The 15,241-nt window shown below is 69.8% G+C and carries 18 protein-coding genes; 17 read left to right on the forward strand and 1 reads right to left on the reverse strand.

Going from position 1 to position 15,241, the window contains the following annotated elements; translation table 11 throughout:
• Window positions 1-85 precede the first annotated feature (85 nt).
• From F3H87_RS04935 to cysE, 17 genes are all read left to right on the forward strand, one after another.
• Complete coding sequence (locus F3H87_RS04935) at window positions 86-1,273, forward strand: phage portal protein (protein ID WP_149786161.1); 1,188 nt, start codon at window positions 86-88, stop codon at window positions 1,271-1,273.
• Window positions 1,266-1,493 carry a GTA head formation protein, RCAP_rcc01685 family gene (locus F3H87_RS04940; RefSeq protein ID WP_149786160.1) on the forward strand — a complete coding sequence of 76 codons (228 nt, stop codon included), beginning with the start codon at window positions 1,266-1,268 and terminating at the stop codon, window positions 1,491-1,493. The genes F3H87_RS04935 and F3H87_RS04940 overlap by 8 nt, the downstream gene beginning before the upstream one ends.
• Before the next feature lie 17 nt (window positions 1,494-1,510).
• Window positions 1,511-2,065 (forward strand): HK97 family phage prohead protease, encoded by a 555-nt coding sequence (locus tag F3H87_RS04945; protein WP_188129151.1) that lies wholly within the window; start codon window positions 1,511-1,513, stop codon window positions 2,063-2,065.
• A 34-nt stretch (window positions 2,066-2,099) separates the two neighbouring features.
• Window positions 2,100-3,287 carry a phage major capsid protein gene (locus F3H87_RS04950; RefSeq protein ID WP_149786159.1) on the forward strand — a complete coding sequence of 396 codons (1,188 nt, stop codon included), beginning with the start codon at window positions 2,100-2,102 and terminating at the stop codon, window positions 3,285-3,287.
• A 150-nt stretch (window positions 3,288-3,437) separates the two neighbouring features.
• Window positions 3,438-4,037, forward strand: coding sequence for a head-tail connector protein (locus F3H87_RS04955; protein WP_149786158.1), 600 nt, complete (start codon window positions 3,438-3,440; stop codon window positions 4,035-4,037).
• Entirely contained in the window at window positions 4,034-4,375 is a 342-nt protein-coding gene (locus tag F3H87_RS04960; RefSeq protein WP_149786157.1) for a head-tail adaptor protein, read from the forward strand. The genes F3H87_RS04955 and F3H87_RS04960 overlap by 4 nt, the downstream gene beginning before the upstream one ends.
• Window positions 4,372-4,782 carry a DUF3168 domain-containing protein gene (locus F3H87_RS04965; RefSeq protein ID WP_149786156.1) on the forward strand — a complete coding sequence of 137 codons (411 nt, stop codon included), beginning with the start codon at window positions 4,372-4,374 and terminating at the stop codon, window positions 4,780-4,782. The genes F3H87_RS04960 and F3H87_RS04965 overlap by 4 nt, the downstream gene beginning before the upstream one ends.
• 24 nt (window positions 4,783-4,806) lie before the next feature.
• The gene (locus tag F3H87_RS04970) at window positions 4,807-5,220 is read left to right on the forward strand and encodes a phage major tail protein, TP901-1 family (protein ID WP_149786155.1); all 414 of its coding nucleotides are present in this window, start codon (window positions 4,807-4,809) and stop codon (window positions 5,218-5,220) included.
• Window positions 5,220-5,546 (forward strand): gene transfer agent family protein, encoded by a 327-nt coding sequence (locus F3H87_RS04975; RefSeq protein WP_149786154.1) that lies wholly within the window; start codon window positions 5,220-5,222, stop codon window positions 5,544-5,546. Before F3H87_RS04970 ends, F3H87_RS04975 begins: the two co-directional genes overlap by 1 nt.
• Window positions 5,543-5,743, forward strand: coding sequence for a rcc01693 family protein (locus tag F3H87_RS04980; RefSeq protein ID WP_149786153.1), 201 nt, complete (start codon window positions 5,543-5,545; stop codon window positions 5,741-5,743). The genes F3H87_RS04975 and F3H87_RS04980 overlap by 4 nt, the downstream gene beginning before the upstream one ends.
• Window positions 5,740-6,402, forward strand: a complete 663-nt coding sequence (locus F3H87_RS04985) for a phage tail tape measure protein (protein ID WP_149786152.1) — start codon at window positions 5,740-5,742, stop codon at window positions 6,400-6,402. Before F3H87_RS04980 ends, F3H87_RS04985 begins: the two co-directional genes overlap by 4 nt.
• Before the next feature lie 10 nt (window positions 6,403-6,412).
• Entirely contained in the window at window positions 6,413-7,045 is a 633-nt protein-coding gene (locus F3H87_RS04990) for a DUF2460 domain-containing protein (protein ID WP_149786151.1), read from the forward strand.
• 4 nt (window positions 7,046-7,049) lie between these two features.
• Complete coding sequence (locus tag F3H87_RS04995) at window positions 7,050-7,928, forward strand: DUF2163 domain-containing protein (protein ID WP_149786150.1); 879 nt, start codon at window positions 7,050-7,052, stop codon at window positions 7,926-7,928.
• Entirely contained in the window at window positions 7,925-8,359 is a 435-nt protein-coding gene (locus tag F3H87_RS05000; RefSeq protein ID WP_149786149.1) for an NlpC/P60 family protein, read from the forward strand. The genes F3H87_RS04995 and F3H87_RS05000 overlap by 4 nt, the downstream gene beginning before the upstream one ends.
• 3 nt (window positions 8,360-8,362) lie before the next feature.
• Window positions 8,363-12,292 carry a baseplate multidomain protein megatron gene (locus F3H87_RS05005; protein WP_149786148.1) on the forward strand — a complete coding sequence of 1,310 codons (3,930 nt, stop codon included), beginning with the start codon at window positions 8,363-8,365 and terminating at the stop codon, window positions 12,290-12,292.
• A gap of 3 nt (window positions 12,293-12,295) precedes the next feature.
• The gene (locus F3H87_RS05010) at window positions 12,296-12,637 is read left to right on the forward strand and encodes a DUF7742 family protein (RefSeq protein WP_149786147.1); all 342 of its coding nucleotides are present in this window, start codon (window positions 12,296-12,298) and stop codon (window positions 12,635-12,637) included.
• Window positions 12,638-13,040: 403 nt separating this feature from the next.
• Window positions 13,041-13,850: a serine O-acetyltransferase gene (gene cysE, locus F3H87_RS05015; protein WP_149786146.1), complete on the forward strand. Its 810-nt coding sequence runs from the start codon at window positions 13,041-13,043 to the stop codon at window positions 13,848-13,850.
• 79 nt (window positions 13,851-13,929) lie between these two features.
• Here the strand turns inward: cysE and F3H87_RS05020 are convergent, their stop codons facing one another.
• Window positions 13,930-15,237: a pyruvate dehydrogenase complex dihydrolipoamide acetyltransferase gene (locus tag F3H87_RS05020; protein WP_149786145.1), complete on the reverse strand. Its 1,308-nt coding sequence runs from the start codon at window positions 15,235-15,237 to the stop codon at window positions 13,930-13,932.
• Between the last annotated feature and the right edge of the window lie 4 nt (window positions 15,238-15,241).

Here is a 15,241-nt window from a genome sequence, read left to right on the forward strand (position 1 = left end):
TTCATTTTCCTTAAACCTTTCGACGCATTTTGGCTTTCGACGGCGCAAGGCCGGGTGGAGCGCCCAAGGACGAGGAGCAAGACGCATGAAGCTGGATTTCTTTCGACGCAGCGCCGGGGCCGGGGCGGTGCCGGAGCGGAAGGCAAGCGCCACCGGGCGGGTCATGGCCATGGGCGGCGCCGGTCGCGTGGCGTGGAGCCCGCGCGACACCGTGAGCCTGACGCGCACCGGCTATGGCGCGAACCCGGTGGTGCATCGCTGCGTCAAGATGATCGCCGAGGCCGCCGCCGCCCTGCCGCTGGTGTTGCAGGACAGCGCGCAGCGCTACGACACCCACCCGCTGCTGCGGCTGGTGCAGCGCCCGAACCCGGCGCAGGGCAAGGCCGAGCTGTTCGAGGCGCTTTACGGTTACCTGCTGCTGTCGGGGGACAGTTACCTTGAGGCCGTGGCGGGCACGGATGCGTTGCCGGGGGAGCTGCATGTGCTGCGCTCGGACCGGATGCAGGTGGTGCCGGGGGGCGATGGCTGGCCGGTGGCCTATGAATACGCGGTGGGCGGGCGCAGGCATCGCTTCGACGTGACGGGCGAGGTGCCGGCGGTCTGCCATGTCAGGGCGTTTCATCCGCAGGACGACCATTACGGGTTGTCGCCCCTGCAGGCGGCGGCGCAGGCGCTGGACGTGCACAACTCGGCAAGCCGCTGGTCGAAGGCGTTGCTGGACAACGCGGCGCGGCCTTCGGGGGCGATCGTCTATACCGGCGCGGACGGTGCGGGGGGCCTGAGCGCGGACCAGTATGACCGGCTGGTGTCGGAGATGGAGACCCATCACCAGGGTGCGCGCAACGCGGGCCGGCCGATGCTGCTGGAGGGCGGGCTGGACTGGAAGCCGATGGGCTTCAGCCCGTCGGACATGGAGTTCCAGAAGACCAAGGAAAGCGCCGCGCGCGAGATCGCGCTGGCCTTTGGCGTGCCGCCGATGCTGCTGGGGATACCGGGCGATGCGACATTCGCCAATTACCAGGAGGCGAACCGGGCGTTCTATCGCCTGACGGTGCTGCCGCTGGCGGCGCGCGTCACGGCGCAGGTATCGGAGTGGCTGTCGCGCTTTGCCGGGGAGGCGCTGGAGCTGAAGCCGGACCTCGACCAGGTGCCGGCGCTGGCCGCCGAGAGGTCGGAGCTGTGGCGGCGGGTGAGCGATGCGGCGTTCCTGACGGATGCGGAAAAGCGCGGGTTGCTGGGCCTGCCGGTGCTGAGCGAGCCCGCCGATGGATGACAGGCGCTACGGGTTCGAGGCGTTCGACTGTGCGCCGGCGCTGCGGCTGGAGGCGCATGAGCGGGTGAGCAAGTTGCAGATCGACGGGTTGCAACAGCGCGCGCAACGGCTGGAGGCGGCGATGGAGAAGCTGGAGAAACGCCTGTGGCTGGCGGTTTACGGGATCGTGGGGATCATCGTGGCGCAGGCGGTGCAATCGCTGCTGGCGGTGGCGCCATGAGCGGGAAAGGGATCGGGATGGATTACGGATTGGAAACCAAGTTCTGCCGCCTGGGCGAGGACCTGGTGCTGCGCGACGGAGCGGTGATCGAGGGCTATGCCAGCCTGTTCGGCGCCTGCGACCAGGGCGGCGACGTGGTGCAGGCCGGGGCCTATGCCGACAGCCTTGCGCGGCTGGCCGCCGAGGGCCGGAAGGTCAGGATGCTGTGGCAGCACGACCCGGCGCAGCCCATCGGCGTCTGGGACGAGGTGCGCGAGGACGGCCGGGGCCTGTATGTGAAGGGCCGCATCCTCGACAGTGTCGAGAGGGGCCGCGAGGCGGCGGCGCTGATTGCGGCGGGGGCGCTTGACGGGTTGTCGATCGGGTATCGCACGCGGCGCGCGGTGAAGACCGACAGGGGTCAGCGGCTTTTGACGGAACTGGAGCTTTGGGAGGTGTCGCTGGTGACCTTTCCGATGCTGCCCAGTGCGCGGGTGGGTCGGAAGGGCGAGGCGCCCGGGGCCGATGCCGCCTGGCGCGAACTGACGGCGGCCTTCGACGCGGCACGCCTTGAGATGATGGCGCGGGGCTGAGCCCGCGCCGGGACCACCAGAGAAGGACATGCTGATGAGCACGACCGAGACGAAGTCTCGGACCGGGGATGCTGTGTCTCCGGTCGCCGAGGCGACCACCGCGATTGCGGGGTTTGCAAGTGAATTCAAGGGGTTTCGTGACGAAATCCACACACGGCTTCAACAACAGGAAGAGCGACTGACCATGCTGGATCGTAAGACTGCCCCCCATACCCCCGCGCGCCCCGCGCTGGCCATGCGTGCCGACACAGGGGCGCCCCACCGAAAGGCGTTCGACGCCTACCTGCGCAGCGGCGACGATGACGGGCTGCGGGGCATCGCGCCCGAGGGCAAGGCGATGAACACCGCCATTGCCGCCGATGGCGGATACCTGGTGGACCCGAAAACCGCCGATACCGTGCGCAGCGTGTTGCAGGGGGCGGCCTCGGTCCGGGCGATTGCCAACGTGGTCGAGATCGAGGCCACCAGCTATGACGTGCTGGTGGATCGCGGCGATGTCGGCCACGGCTGGAACACCGAGACCGGGTCGGTGTCGGAAACCGGCACGCCGCAGATCGAGCGCATCACCATCCCGCTGCACGAGCTGTCGGCGCTGCCCAAGGCATCGCAGCGGCTGCTGGACGACGCGGCCTTCGACCTGGAGGGCTGGCTGGCGGGCCGCATCGCCGACAGGTTCGCGCGGGCCGAGGCGGCGGCTTTCGTCAACGGCGACGGCATCGACAAGCCCACCGGGTTCCTGACCCATCCGCATGTCGGCAATGGCGGCTGGAGCTGGGGCAGGCTGGGCTATGTCGCCACCGGCGTCGATGGCGGGTTCGGCGGGGCGGATGCGATTGTCGACCTGGTTTATGCGCTGGGGGCGCAATACCGGGCGAACGCGGCGTTCGTCATGAACTCGAAAACTGCCGGCGCGGTGCGCAAGCTGAAGGACAATGACGGGCGGTTCCTGTGGTCGGACGGGCTGGCCGCGGGGGAGCCTGCGCGGCTGCTGGGCTACCCGGTGCTGATCGCCGAGGACATGCCCGATATCGGCAGCGACGCCACGGCCATCGCGTTCGGCGATTTCCGCGCCGGGTACACGGTGGCGGAACGGCCCGACCTGCGGGTGCTGCGCGATCCGTTCTCGGCCAAGCCGCATGTGCTGTTCTACGCCACCCGGCGCGTGGGCGGCGACGTGAGCGATTTCGCCGCGATCAAGCTGCTGAAATTCTCGGTCGCGTAAGCGCCGGGGATCGGGGGCGGGCCCTGTGCGGCCCGTCCCCGGGGCGCGTGCCGTGTGCAACGGTGTTGTCTGGCTGCTCCCTCCGTTCGAGCAACGCTGGCGGCGCGCGCCTGACCCCATCGCGGAGGGGCGAAGATTGGAGACAGGTCCATGATGTTGACGGAAGAGACCGAGATCGGGCAGGCGGCCCTGCCGGTGGCGGCGTTCAGGGCGCATCTGCGCCAGGGCACCGGGTTTGCCGGGGACGGGGTGCAGGACGAGGTTCTGGAAGGCTTTTTGCGGGCGGCCCTGTCGGCGATCGAGGCGCGCACCGGCAAGATCCTGATCGCGCGGGCGTTCCGGCTGAGCCTGGCGGACTGGCGCGACGCCACCGGCCAGGCGCTGCCGGTGGCCCCGGTCGGCGCGGTGAGCGAGGTGGTGCTGGCCGACCGCGACGGGATCGGGGTGACGGTGGCGCCTGCGCTTTACCGGCTGGAGCGCGACAGCCAGCGCCCGCGCCTGATGCCGGTGGCGGCACTGTTGCCGGTGATCCCGCGGGGCGGGTCGGTGCGGATTTCGTTCGAGGCCGGGATGGCGGCGGAGTTCGACGGCTTGCCCGCCGACCTGCGCCAGGCGGTGATGCTGCTGGCGGCGCATTACTACGAATACCGTGACGAGACCGGGCTGGGCGCGGGTTGCATGCCCTTTGGCGTGACCAGCCTGATCGAACGCTACCGCACCGTGCGGCTGCTGGGCGGAGGTGCGGCATGAGCGGGCGGGTGCATCTGAGCCGCCGGCTGGTGCTGGAGGCACCGGTGCGGGCGCCCGACGGCGCGGGCGGCGTGCAGCGCGGCTGGGAGGTGCTGGGCACGCTCTGGGCCGAGGTGGTGGCGCGCACCGGGCGCGAGCGTGCGGGCGACGGGGCGCAGGTATCGCTGACCGGCTATCGCATCACGGTGCGCGCGGCGCCCGAGGGGCACGCGGCGCGGCCAAGGCCGGAACAGCGGTTCCGTGAGGGCGGGCGGGTGTTCCGCATCACGGCGGTGGCCGAGCGCGATCCGCGCGGGCGGTTCCTGACGTGCTTTGCCGAAGAGGAGGTGGTGGCATGAGCTATGGCATGGCGGCGGCCTTGCAGGAGGCGGTGTTCCAGCGGCTGAGCGGTGACGCGGTGCTGGCGGGGCTGGTCGGCGGCGCGGTCTATGACGTGATGCCGAGCGGCCCGCTGCCGCCGCTTTACGTCAGCCTTGGCCCCGAGGAGGTGCGCGACGCGTCCGACAAGACGGGCGGCGGGGCGCGGCACGATTTCACGGTGTCGGTGGTGGCCGATGGCAGCGGGTTTCACGCCGCCAAGACGGTGGCCGCCGCGATCAGCGATGCGCTGCTGGGTGGCGAGCTGCCGCTGGCGCGCGGACGTTTGGTGGCGCTGAATTTTCTGCGCGCGCGGGCCAGCCGCGAGGGCACCGGCCAGTTGCGCCGGATCGACCTGCGGTTCCGCGCGCGGATCGACGACGAGTAACCCCAAATTTCAGGAGACAAACCGATGGGTGCACAGAATGGCAAGGACCTGCTGATCAAGCTTGACCTGACCGGCGACAAGCAGTTCGGCACGATCGCGGGGCTGCGGGCCACGCGGATCAGCTTCAACGCGGAAAGCGTGGACGTGACCAGCCTGGAAAGCCAGGGCGGGTGGCGCGAGCTGCTGGCGGGGGCGGGCGTGAAAACCGCGTCGATCAGCGGCTCGGGCGTGTTCCGCGATGCCGATACCGACGAGCGGGCGCGGCAGATCTTCTTTGACGGCGAGATCCCCGATTTCCAGGTGGTGATCCCCGGTTTCGGCATCGTCGAGGGGCCGTTCCAGGTGACCGCGCTGGAATATGCGGGCAACCACAATGGCGAGGCGACATACGAGATGGCGATGGCCTCGGCCGGGGCGCTGTCGTTTACGGCGCTGTGATGGTGAACCGTTGGCGGGGCGAGGTGGCGCTGGTTCTGGATGGCGAGCGCCGGGTGATGAAGCTGACGCTGGGGGCGCTGGCCGAGCTGGAGGAGGCGCTGGGGGCGGACACGCTGGTGGCGCTGGTCGAGCGGTTCGAGGCGGGGCGGTTTTCCACGCGCGACGTGCTGGCGCTGCTGCTGGCGGGGCTGCGCGGCGGCGGCTGGCCGGGCGATGCGCGCGCGCTGGCGCGGGCCGAGATCGCGGGCGGGCCGATGGCGGGCGCGCGGGCGGCGGCGGAATTGCTGGCGCGGGCCTTTGCCCTGCCGGAAGAGGCCGGCGCATGAGCGGGTTCGACTGGCCGGGCATGATGCGGGCCGGGATGGCCGGGTTGCGGCTGACGCCCGAGCGGTTCTGGGCACTGACGCCGGCGGAACTGATGCTGATGCTGGGGCGCGGCGCGGGCGCCGCCCCGATGGCGCGCGCGCGGCTGGAGGAGATGCTGGCCGCGTTTCCCGACACCCCTGAAAGGGCAGAGAGATGAGCGATTACGACGGGCTGGACCGGCTGGGGATGCAGATCGAGACGCTGGAGGTGGCGATGGACGGCGCCAGCGGCATGGCGGCGGGGTTCGAAACCGAGCTGGGCCGGATGCGCGCGACATTCGCGGCGGCGGGGCAGGATGTGCGCACGCTGGAGCGGGGGATGAGCACCGGGTTGCGCCGCGCCTTCGACGGGGTGCTTCTGGATGGGATGAAGCTGTCGGACGCGCTGCGCACGGTGGCGCAAACGATGGTGAACACCGCCTATTCGGCGGCTGTCAAGCCCGTCACCGATCATGTCGGCGGGATGCTGGCGCAGGGTGTCGGCAGCCTGATGGGCCATATCCTGCCCTTTGCCGGTGGCGCGGGGTTCGCGCAGGGCCGGGTGATGCCATTTGCCAGGGGTGGCGTGGTCGGCGGGCCCAGCTATTTCGCCATGCGGGGCGCCACCGGCCTGATGGGCGAGGCGGGCCCCGAGGCGATCATGCCGCTGTCGCGCGGGCCCGACGGCAGCCTTGGCGTCCGGGCGCAGGGCGGGGCAGGGCCGGTCAGCGTGGTGATGAACATCCAGACCCCCGACGCCGAAAGCTTTCGCCGCAGCCAGAGCCAGATCGCGGGGCAGGTGAGCCGCGCGCTGGGGCGTGCGCAGCGCAACCGCTGAGGAGACGAAGATGGGATTTCACGAGATACGGTTTCCGGCCAACCTGAGCTTTGGCTCGGTCGGCGGGCCGGAGCGGCGCACGGACGTGGTGACGCTGGCCAACGGTTTCGAGGAGCGCAACAGCCCCTGGGCGCATTCGCGGCGGCGCTATGACGCCGGGGTGGGGCTGCGCTCGCTCGACGATGTCGAGACGCTGATCGCGTTTTTCGAGGCGCGGCACGGGCAGCTTTACGGGTTTCGCTGGAAGGACTGGTCGGATTTCAAATCCTGCCGCCCCTCGGCCGAACCCGGCTACATGGACCAGGTGATCGCCGTCGGGGACGGGGAAACGGCGCAATTCGCGCTGGCGAAGGAATACCGGTCCGGCGCGCAGATCTATCGGCGGCCGGTCACGAAGCCGGTGGCCGGCACGGTGCGCGTGGGGATCGAGGGCGACGCCCAGCAGGAAGGCATCCACTGGGAGCTGGACCCCGCCACCGGGATCGTCGGTTTCGCGCATCCGCCGAACGAGGGGATGGAGATCACCGCCGGGTTCGAATTCGACGTGCCGGTGCGGTTCGATACCGACCGCATCCAGACCAGCGTCGCGAGTTTCCGGGCCGGGGACGTGCCGGGCGTGCCGGTGGTGGAAGTGAGGGTCTGACACGATGGACGAGGCATTTCTTGACCATATCCGATCCGGCCTGACGACGCTGGCCGGGGCCTGGGCGATCACGCGTGCGGACGGGCTTGTGCTGGGCTTTACCGATCACGACCTGGATCTGGTGTTCGACGGCATCACCTTTCGCGCCGAAAGCGGGCTGTCGGCCACAGCGTTGCAACAAGGCACCGGCCTGTCGGTGGACAATGCCGAGGCGCTGGGGGCGCTGAGCGATGCGCGTATAAGCGAGGCGGATATCGACGCAGGGCGCTATGACGGGGCCGAGCTGCGGGCGTGGATCGTGAACTGGGCGGACACGGGTCAGCGGCACCTGCGCTTTCGCGGCACGATCGGCGAGATCCGGCGCGCGGGCGGTGCGTTCCGGGCGGAACTGCGCGGCCTGACCGAGGCGCTGAACCGACCCGTCGGGCGGGTGTTCCAGAAGCCCTGCACCGCCGTGCTGGGGGATCGGGATTGCAGGGTTGACCTGACGACGCGGGGCTATGCCGCCGAGGCGGTTCTGCGGGGGGTGGACGAAGAGAGCACGCTGATGTTCGACGCCCTGCCGGGATACGCGCCGGGCTGGTTCCGCCGCGGCCAGCTGGAGGTGCAGGACGGGGCCGCCCGTGGGCTGCACGCCCAGATCCGGCGCGACGAGGTTGCCGGCGCGGGGCGGGAAATCGCCCTGTGGGCGCCGCTGCGCGCCGGGATCGCGGCGGGGGACCGGGTGCGGCTGGTCGCCGGGTGCGACAAGCGGCTGGAGACCTGCCGGTTCAAATTCGACAACATCTTGAACTTCCAGGGCTTTCCCGACCTGCCATCGGAGGACTGGCTGATGGCGGTGCCCGCGCGCTCGGGCGATCTGGGCGGGGGGAGTCGGCGATGAATGCGCGCGTGGTGGCGGCGGCGCGGGGCTGGATCGGAACGCCCTATCTGCACCAGGCCAGCCGCAAGGGGGTGGGGACCGATTGCCTTGGGCTGTTGCGCGGGGTCTGGCGCGAGGTCGTGGGCGACGAGCCCGAGCCGGTGCCGCCCTACAGTCGCGACTGGTCGGAGCCGCAAGGCGACGAGGCGCTGTGGCGCGCGGCGCGGCGGCATCTGCGCATGGTGGCGCGGGAGGACCGGCAGGCTGGCGACGTGCTGCTGTTTCGTATGCGCGCGGGGACGGTGGCCAAGCATCTGGGGATCGCCGGCGATGTCGGTCCGGCGCCCACATTCATCCACGCCTATTCCGGGCATGCGGTCGTGGAAAGCCCGCTGAGCGCGCCCTGGGCGCGTCGCATCGTGGCGCGGTTCCGGTTCCATCAGGAGGTTTGAGACATGGCGACGATAGTTCTGTCGGCGGCGGGGGCCGCCATCGGTGGTTCGGTCGGAGGATCGTTCCTGGGCCTGTCCTCGGTCGCCATCGGCCGGTTTGCCGGGGCCAGCCTGGGCCGTGTGCTGGACCAGCGGCTTCTGGGTCAGGGCTCGGACGCGGTGGAGCATCACCAGGGCCGGACCGAGCGGTTCCGCATCACCTCGGCCGGGGAGGGTGTGCCGGTTGCGCAGGTCTATGGGCGGATGCGGGTGGGCGGGCATGTGATCTGGGCCAGTGCATTCCGCGAGCACGTTGCGCAATCCACCACCGGCGGGGGCGGTGGCAAGGGTGCCCCGGCGCGGCCGCAAAGCACGACCTATAGTTATAGTTACTCGGTCAGCCTGGCGGTTGCGCTGTGCGAGGGCGAGATCGGCGGCGTGCTGCGGGTCTGGGCGGACGGGGCCGAGGTGGCGCCGGAGATGCTGAACATGCGGGTCTATACCGGCAGCCGCGACCAGTTGCCCGACCCGGCGATCGCGGCGGTCGAGGGGATGGGCGCGGTGCCGGCCTATCGGGGCACGGCCTATGTGGTGATGGAGGATCTGGCGCTGGAGCCGTTCGGCAACCGCGTGCCGCAGTTCAGCTTCGAGGTGTTGCGGCCCGATGAGGTGAAGGGACCCGCGCGCGATCCGGTCCATAACGTGCAGGCGGTCGCGCTGATGCCGGGAACGGGGGAATATGCGCTGGCGGGGTCGCGCGTCGTGGCGACATACGGGCCGGGCCAGAGCCGGAGCCTGAACGTCAATTCCCCCTCGGGGCGCACGGATATGGAAACCGCGATAACCGCGCTGGAGGTGGAGCTGCCCGCCTGCGAGGCGGTGTCGCTGGTGGTCAGCTGGTTCGGCGACGATCTGCGCGCGGGGGAGTGCCGCCTGCGCCCGAAGGTCGAGCAGACGGAATTCGACGGTGTGCCGATGCCGTGGCGGGTTTCGGGCCTGTCGCGGGGGGCGGCCGGGACGGTGCCGCAGGAGGACGGGCGGGTGATCTATGGCGGCACGCCGGCGGATGCGTCGGTGGCCGAGGCGATCCGCGACATGGCGGCGCGCGGCAAGGCGGTGATGTTCTACCCGTTCATCCTGATGGAGCAGCTGGACGGCAACGGGCGCACCGATCCGTGGAGTGGCGCCGGGGACCAGCCACGCCTGCCCTGGCGGGGGCGCATCACCGGGGCGATGGCGCCGGGGCAGGCCGGATCGCCCGATGGCAGCGCGGCCGCCGAGGCTGAGGTTGCGCGCTTCGTGGGCAGCGTGCGGGCGTCGGATTTCCAGATCGGCAACGGCACGGTCAGCTATAGCGGGCCAGAGGAATGGAGCTATAGCCGCTTCATCCTGCATTACGCGGCGCTTTGTGCCGCCGCCGGCGGGGTGGATGCGTTCTGCATCGGGTCCGAGATGCGGGGGCTGACGCAGTTGCGGGGCGATGCGGAGCGGTTTCCCTTTGTCGCCGCGCTGCGCCGGCTGGCGGGGGAAGCGCGGGCGTTGCTGGGGCCGGATGTCAGGATCGGCTATGCCGCCGACTGGTCGGAATATTTCGGCTATCAGCCCGGCGATGGCAGCGGCGACAGGTATTTCCACCTCGATCCGTTATGGGCCGACCCGGATATCGACTTTGTCGGGATCGACAATTACATGCCGCTGTCGGACTGGCGCGATGGCGACGGCCACTCCGACGCGGCGTGGGGCAGCATCTATAACCCCGACTACCTGCGCGCCAACGTGGCGGGGGGCGAGGGGTTCGACTGGTTCTATCACTCGCCCGAGGCGCGCGCGGCGCAGATCCGCACGCCGATCACCGATGGCGATTACGGTGAGCCGTGGATCTGGCGCTACAAGGATATCCGAAGCTGGTGGTCGACCCCGCATCACGAGCGGATCGGCGGCGAGCGGATGGCCGAACCGACCGCGTGGGAGCCGGGATCGAAGCCCGTCTGGTTCACCGAATTCGGTTGCGCGGCGATCGACAAGGGCACCAACCAGCCCAACAAGTTCCTCGACCCGAAATCCTCGGAATCGGCGATGCCCCATTTCTCGAACGGGATGCGGGACGAGTTCATCCAGATGCAATACCTGCGCGCGAGCTATGCGCATTGGCTGGACCCGGCAAACAACCCGGTCTCGGACAGCTATGGCGGGCCGATGGTGGACATGTCGCGGGCCTTTGTCTGGGCGTGGGACGCGCGGCCCTATCCGTTCTTTCCGGGCAACCGCGAGCTGTGGGCCGATGGCGACAACTATGCGCGGGGGCACTGGATCAGCGGGCGTATGGCGGGGCGGTCGCTGGCCTCGGTGGTCGAGGAGATCTGCGCGCGGGCCGGGCTGCATCCGGTCGATAGCTCGGGGCTTTACGGCTATGTGCGGGGGTATACGGTTTCCGATGTCGATACCGCGCGGGGCGCGTTGCAGCCGCTGATGCTGGCCTATGGGGTCGATGCGCTGGAGCGGGACGGGACGCTGGTTTTCCGCATGAGGGATGGCGCGCCCGTGACCCGGCTGGACGAGGCGTGGCTGGTCGAGAGCGGTGAGATCGACGGGCGGCTGGAGATCACGCGGGCTGCCGAGGCGGAACTGGCAGGGCGGGTGCGGTTGCGGTTCGTCGAGACGGACGCGAATTACGAGGCGGCCGCGGAAGAGGCTGTGCTGCCCGACGAGGCGACGCATGGGGTTTCGGCCTCGGACATGGCGCTGGCGCTGACCCGGCGCGAGGGGCAGCAGGTGCTGGAGCGGTGGCTGGCGGAATCGCGGGTGGCCCGCGACACGCTGCGGCTGGCGCTGCCGCCGTCGCGCCAGGCGCTGGGTGCGGGGGATGTGCTGGAGGTGGATGCCGGGCGGTTCCGCATCGACCGGGTCGAGCAGGGACCTTACCAGATCATCGAGGCGGTGCGCACCGAGCCGGGCGTCTACGCGCCCGCCGAGCTGGACGAGGCGGTGGTGCGGCTTGCGCCCTTCGTGTCGCCGGTGCCGGTCGAGGCGGCCTTCATGGACCTGCCGCTGATGCGCGGGGACGAGGCGCCGCACAGCCCGCATCTTGCGGTGTCGGCCGTGCCCTGGCCGGGCAGCGTTGCGGTTTATGACAGCGCGACCGGGGCGGATTTCGCGCTGAATACCGTGGTGGCGGCGCAGGCCGTCATGGGGGTGCTGGAAACGCCCTTGCAGCAAGGGCCGGTGGGGCGGATGCATTGGGCCGGCGAGCTGCGGGTGCGGCTGATCTCGGGCGCGTTGCAGAGCATTTCGCAGGCCGCGCTGCTGGCGGGGGGCAACATGGCGGCGATCGGCAACGGTGCGCCCGACGGCTGGGAGCTGGTGCAGTTCCGGCAGGCGGAGCCGCTGGGCGACGGTGTCTACCTGTTGCGGCAGCTGTTGCGCGGGCAGTTCGGCAGCGACGGGGCGATGGCGCCGATCTGGCCGGTGGGCGCGCGGTTCGTGCTGATGGACGGGGCACCCGCGCAGCTTGCGCTGCCGGCGGCCGCGCGCGGTGTTGCACGGCATTTCCGTGTCGGGCCGGCGCGGTGGCCGGTGGATGACCCGTCCTACACGGCCCATGAACTGGGTTTTGGCGGGGTGGGGCTGCGACCCTATGCACCGGCGCATCTGCGCGCCCGGCGCGGGGCCGACGGGGTGCTGGGCGTTTCGTGGATGCGGCGAACCAGGACCGGCGGGGACAGTTGGGACGGCATCGACGTGCCGTTGGGCGAGGAGCGCGAACAGTATCTTGTGCGGGTGACGCAGGGCGGGGCGATCCTGAGAGAGGTCATGATTGCGGAACCGGGCTGGTCCTACGATGCGGCGACGGAACTGGCCGATACGGGCGGTGCCGCGTTCGAACTGGCCGTGGCGCAGGTCTCGGCAGAGGTCGGGCCGGGCTATTTCGCACGCTGCGCGGTTTCGGCGCCCTGACCCGTGCGGCGCGTCATGCATGGCGACCTGGTGGCGGTGGCGCGGCACCTTCTGCGGGTGCCGCCCGGCGCGCGCGGGGCGGCTGTCGTGCGGATCGTCGAAAGGGCGCAGGCGGCCGACCTTTATCGCAAAAGGCATGGGCGGGCGCATCCGCGCTGGGGCGACGGCACGCTGCGGGCGGTGGTGGCGGGCGCATTCCTGCCGCCCGAGCCGCCGCTGAGCGATGGCCGCTACCTGCAATGCCTGATCGCGGTGCTGCAGGTGCTGGCGGCGCGGGCGGGTGATCCTGTCGCGCAGGATATGCATTCGGGCGTCGTGGGATCGGGTGCGCGCCGTTCGCCATGATCCATGTGCCGGGAGTCGTCGGATGTGTCCGGGGTAAGTGCAACCGGAGGGCGGCAATGCGAGCGAAGCCGACGTGCGATTGACGCACCCGCCCGGAACAGCCGCGCAAGCGGCCCGGGCATCGCACGGCCGCCCCCCGGCCGGGCGATTGGTCGCCGCCAGTGCCACGGTCTGAGGGAGGGTGTGGCTGCACCATAAAATGCCAGCCACAACCGTCGGGTCGCCCGACCGCGGCCGTGCGATGCCCTCTGTTGCGCCCCGATCTCGTCGTGCCGCACGAGGAGGCGTGCGCAAATCCGCCCCACCGCCACGTCATCCATATCCGTGGCCCGTCCCATCACGGGTTTGCGTTTTCGCCACCGAAGTCTATCTGCTATAGTCAGCGCAGCAAAGGAGCGTCGACATGGCTGAAACGCGCAAGAGACTGGCCGAAATCGATCCGGTCTGGTCGCAGATACGCGACGAATCGGAACAGGCCGTCAAGGACGAGCCGCTGCTGGGCGGGCTGATCCATTCCTCGGTTCTGCACCACGATTCGCTGGGATGCGCGCTGGCCTATCGCTGCGCGCTGAAACTGGCGTCGGGCGAGATGTCGGAGCAGCTGATCCGCGAGATTTGCGATGCGGCCTATCGCGACGCGCCGGAACTGGCGCAGGACGCGCGGGCCGATATCGCCGCCGTCTATGATCGCGACCCCGCCTGCCACCGGTTCCTGCAGCCGCTGTTGTTCTTCAAGGGTTTCCAGGCATTGCAGGCCTATCGCATCGCACATTGGCTGTGGACGACGGGGCGGCGCGACATGGCCTATTTCTTCCAGATGCGCACATCCGAGATATTCGGCGTCGATATCCACCCCGCCGCCCGCATCGGGCGCGGCATCATGATCGACCACGCCCATTCCATCGTGATCGGCGAAACCGCCGTGGTGGGCGACAACGTGTCGATGCTGCATTCGGTGACGCTGGGCGGGACCGGCAAGGAGGAAGAGGACCGCCATCCCAAGATCGGCGACGGGGTGCTGATCGGGGCGGGCGCCAAGGTGCTGGGCAATATCCAGATCGGCCATTGTTCGCGTATCGCGGCGGGCTCGGTCGTGCTGCATGACGTGCCGCCGAAATCCACCGTGGCGGGCGTGCCGGCCAAGGTGGTGGGCGAGGCGGGATGCGCGCAGCCTTCGGTCACGATGAACCAGATCCTGAAAGACGCGCTCTGACGTCAGTCGCAAGGTCGCACAGAAAAAACCGCCCCGGTTCGTCGCCGGGGCGGTTTTTGTTTGTTTGCGGGCCGGAGGATCAGGCCAGCATGGCCATCGGGTTTTCCAGGTTGTCGACGATCTGCTGCAGCAGTTCGGCCCCCAGCGCGCCGTCGATGACGCGGTGATCGACGCTGAGCGTGACGCTCATCACCGTGGCGACGGCCAGTTCGCCATCCTTGCCGACCACGGGTTTCTTCACGCCCGCACCGACCGCGAGGATCGCGCCGTGCGGCGGGTTGATCACGGCGTCGAAATTGTCGATCCCGAACATGCCGAGGTTGGACACCGCAAAGCTGCCGCCCTGGTATTCATGCGGCGCAAGCTTGCGGTCGCGGGCGCGGGCGGCCAGATCCTTCATTTCCGCCGACAGCGCCGACAGGGTCTTGGTGTCGGCATCCTTGATCACGGGGGTGAACAGGCCGCCCTCGATCGCCACGGCCACCGCCACGTCCGACGGTTTGAGCTGCAGCACACGGTCGCCGGCCCAGACCGCGTTGGCCGCCGGCACCGCCTGCAGCGCCAGCGCGCAGGCCTTGATGATGAAATCGTTGACGCTGAGCTTGACCCCGCGATGGTCGAGCTGGGCGTTCAGCTCGGCCCGGAATTTCAGCAGCGCATCCAGGCGGATATCGCGGCGCAGGTAGAAATGCGGGATGGTCTGCTTGGCCTCGGTCAGGCGCGCGGCGATGGTGCGGCGCATCCCGTCGAGCTTGATTTCCTCGTAGTCGCGCCCCTCGTACATCTTCAGCACGGTTTCGGTGCCCAGACCCGCCGGGGTGGCAGGGGCCGGGGCGGTCGGGGCCGCACCCGCGGGGGCCTGTGCCGGCTGCGCGCCGGGCGCGGCGCTTTCGACATCGGCCTTGACGATCCGGCCGCGCGGGCCGCTGCCCGCGATCTGGCCGAGATCGAGGCCCTTGTCGGCGGCGATCCGGCGGGCCAGCGGCGAGGCGAAGATGCGCCCGCCATCGGCATCCTTCGGCGCGGGCGGGGCACTGGCGGTTTCGGGCGCGGCGGCCGGTGCGGACTCTTCGTCCTTCGCGGGGGCGGCCTTTTCGGTCGCCTTGGCCGGGCCGGCATCGCTGCCGATGTCATCGGCGCTTTCGCCCTCGTCCAGCAGCACGGCGATGGGGCTGTTGACCTTCACGCCCTCGCTGCCCTCGGGCACGAGGATCTTGCCGATCACGCCTTCGTCCACGGCCTCGAACTCCATCGTGGCCTTGTCGGTTTCGATCTCGGCCAGCAGGTCGCCGGCGCTGACGGTATCGCCTTCCTTGACCAGCCACTTGGCCAGCGTGCCTTCTTCCATCGTGGGGGACAGGGCGGGCATCAGGATTTCCGTGGGCATCGCG

Source organism: Lutimaribacter pacificus (genome assembly GCF_900142185.1).
GTDB classification, from domain to species: Bacteria; Pseudomonadota; Alphaproteobacteria; order Rhodobacterales; family Rhodobacteraceae; genus Lutimaribacter; species Lutimaribacter pacificus.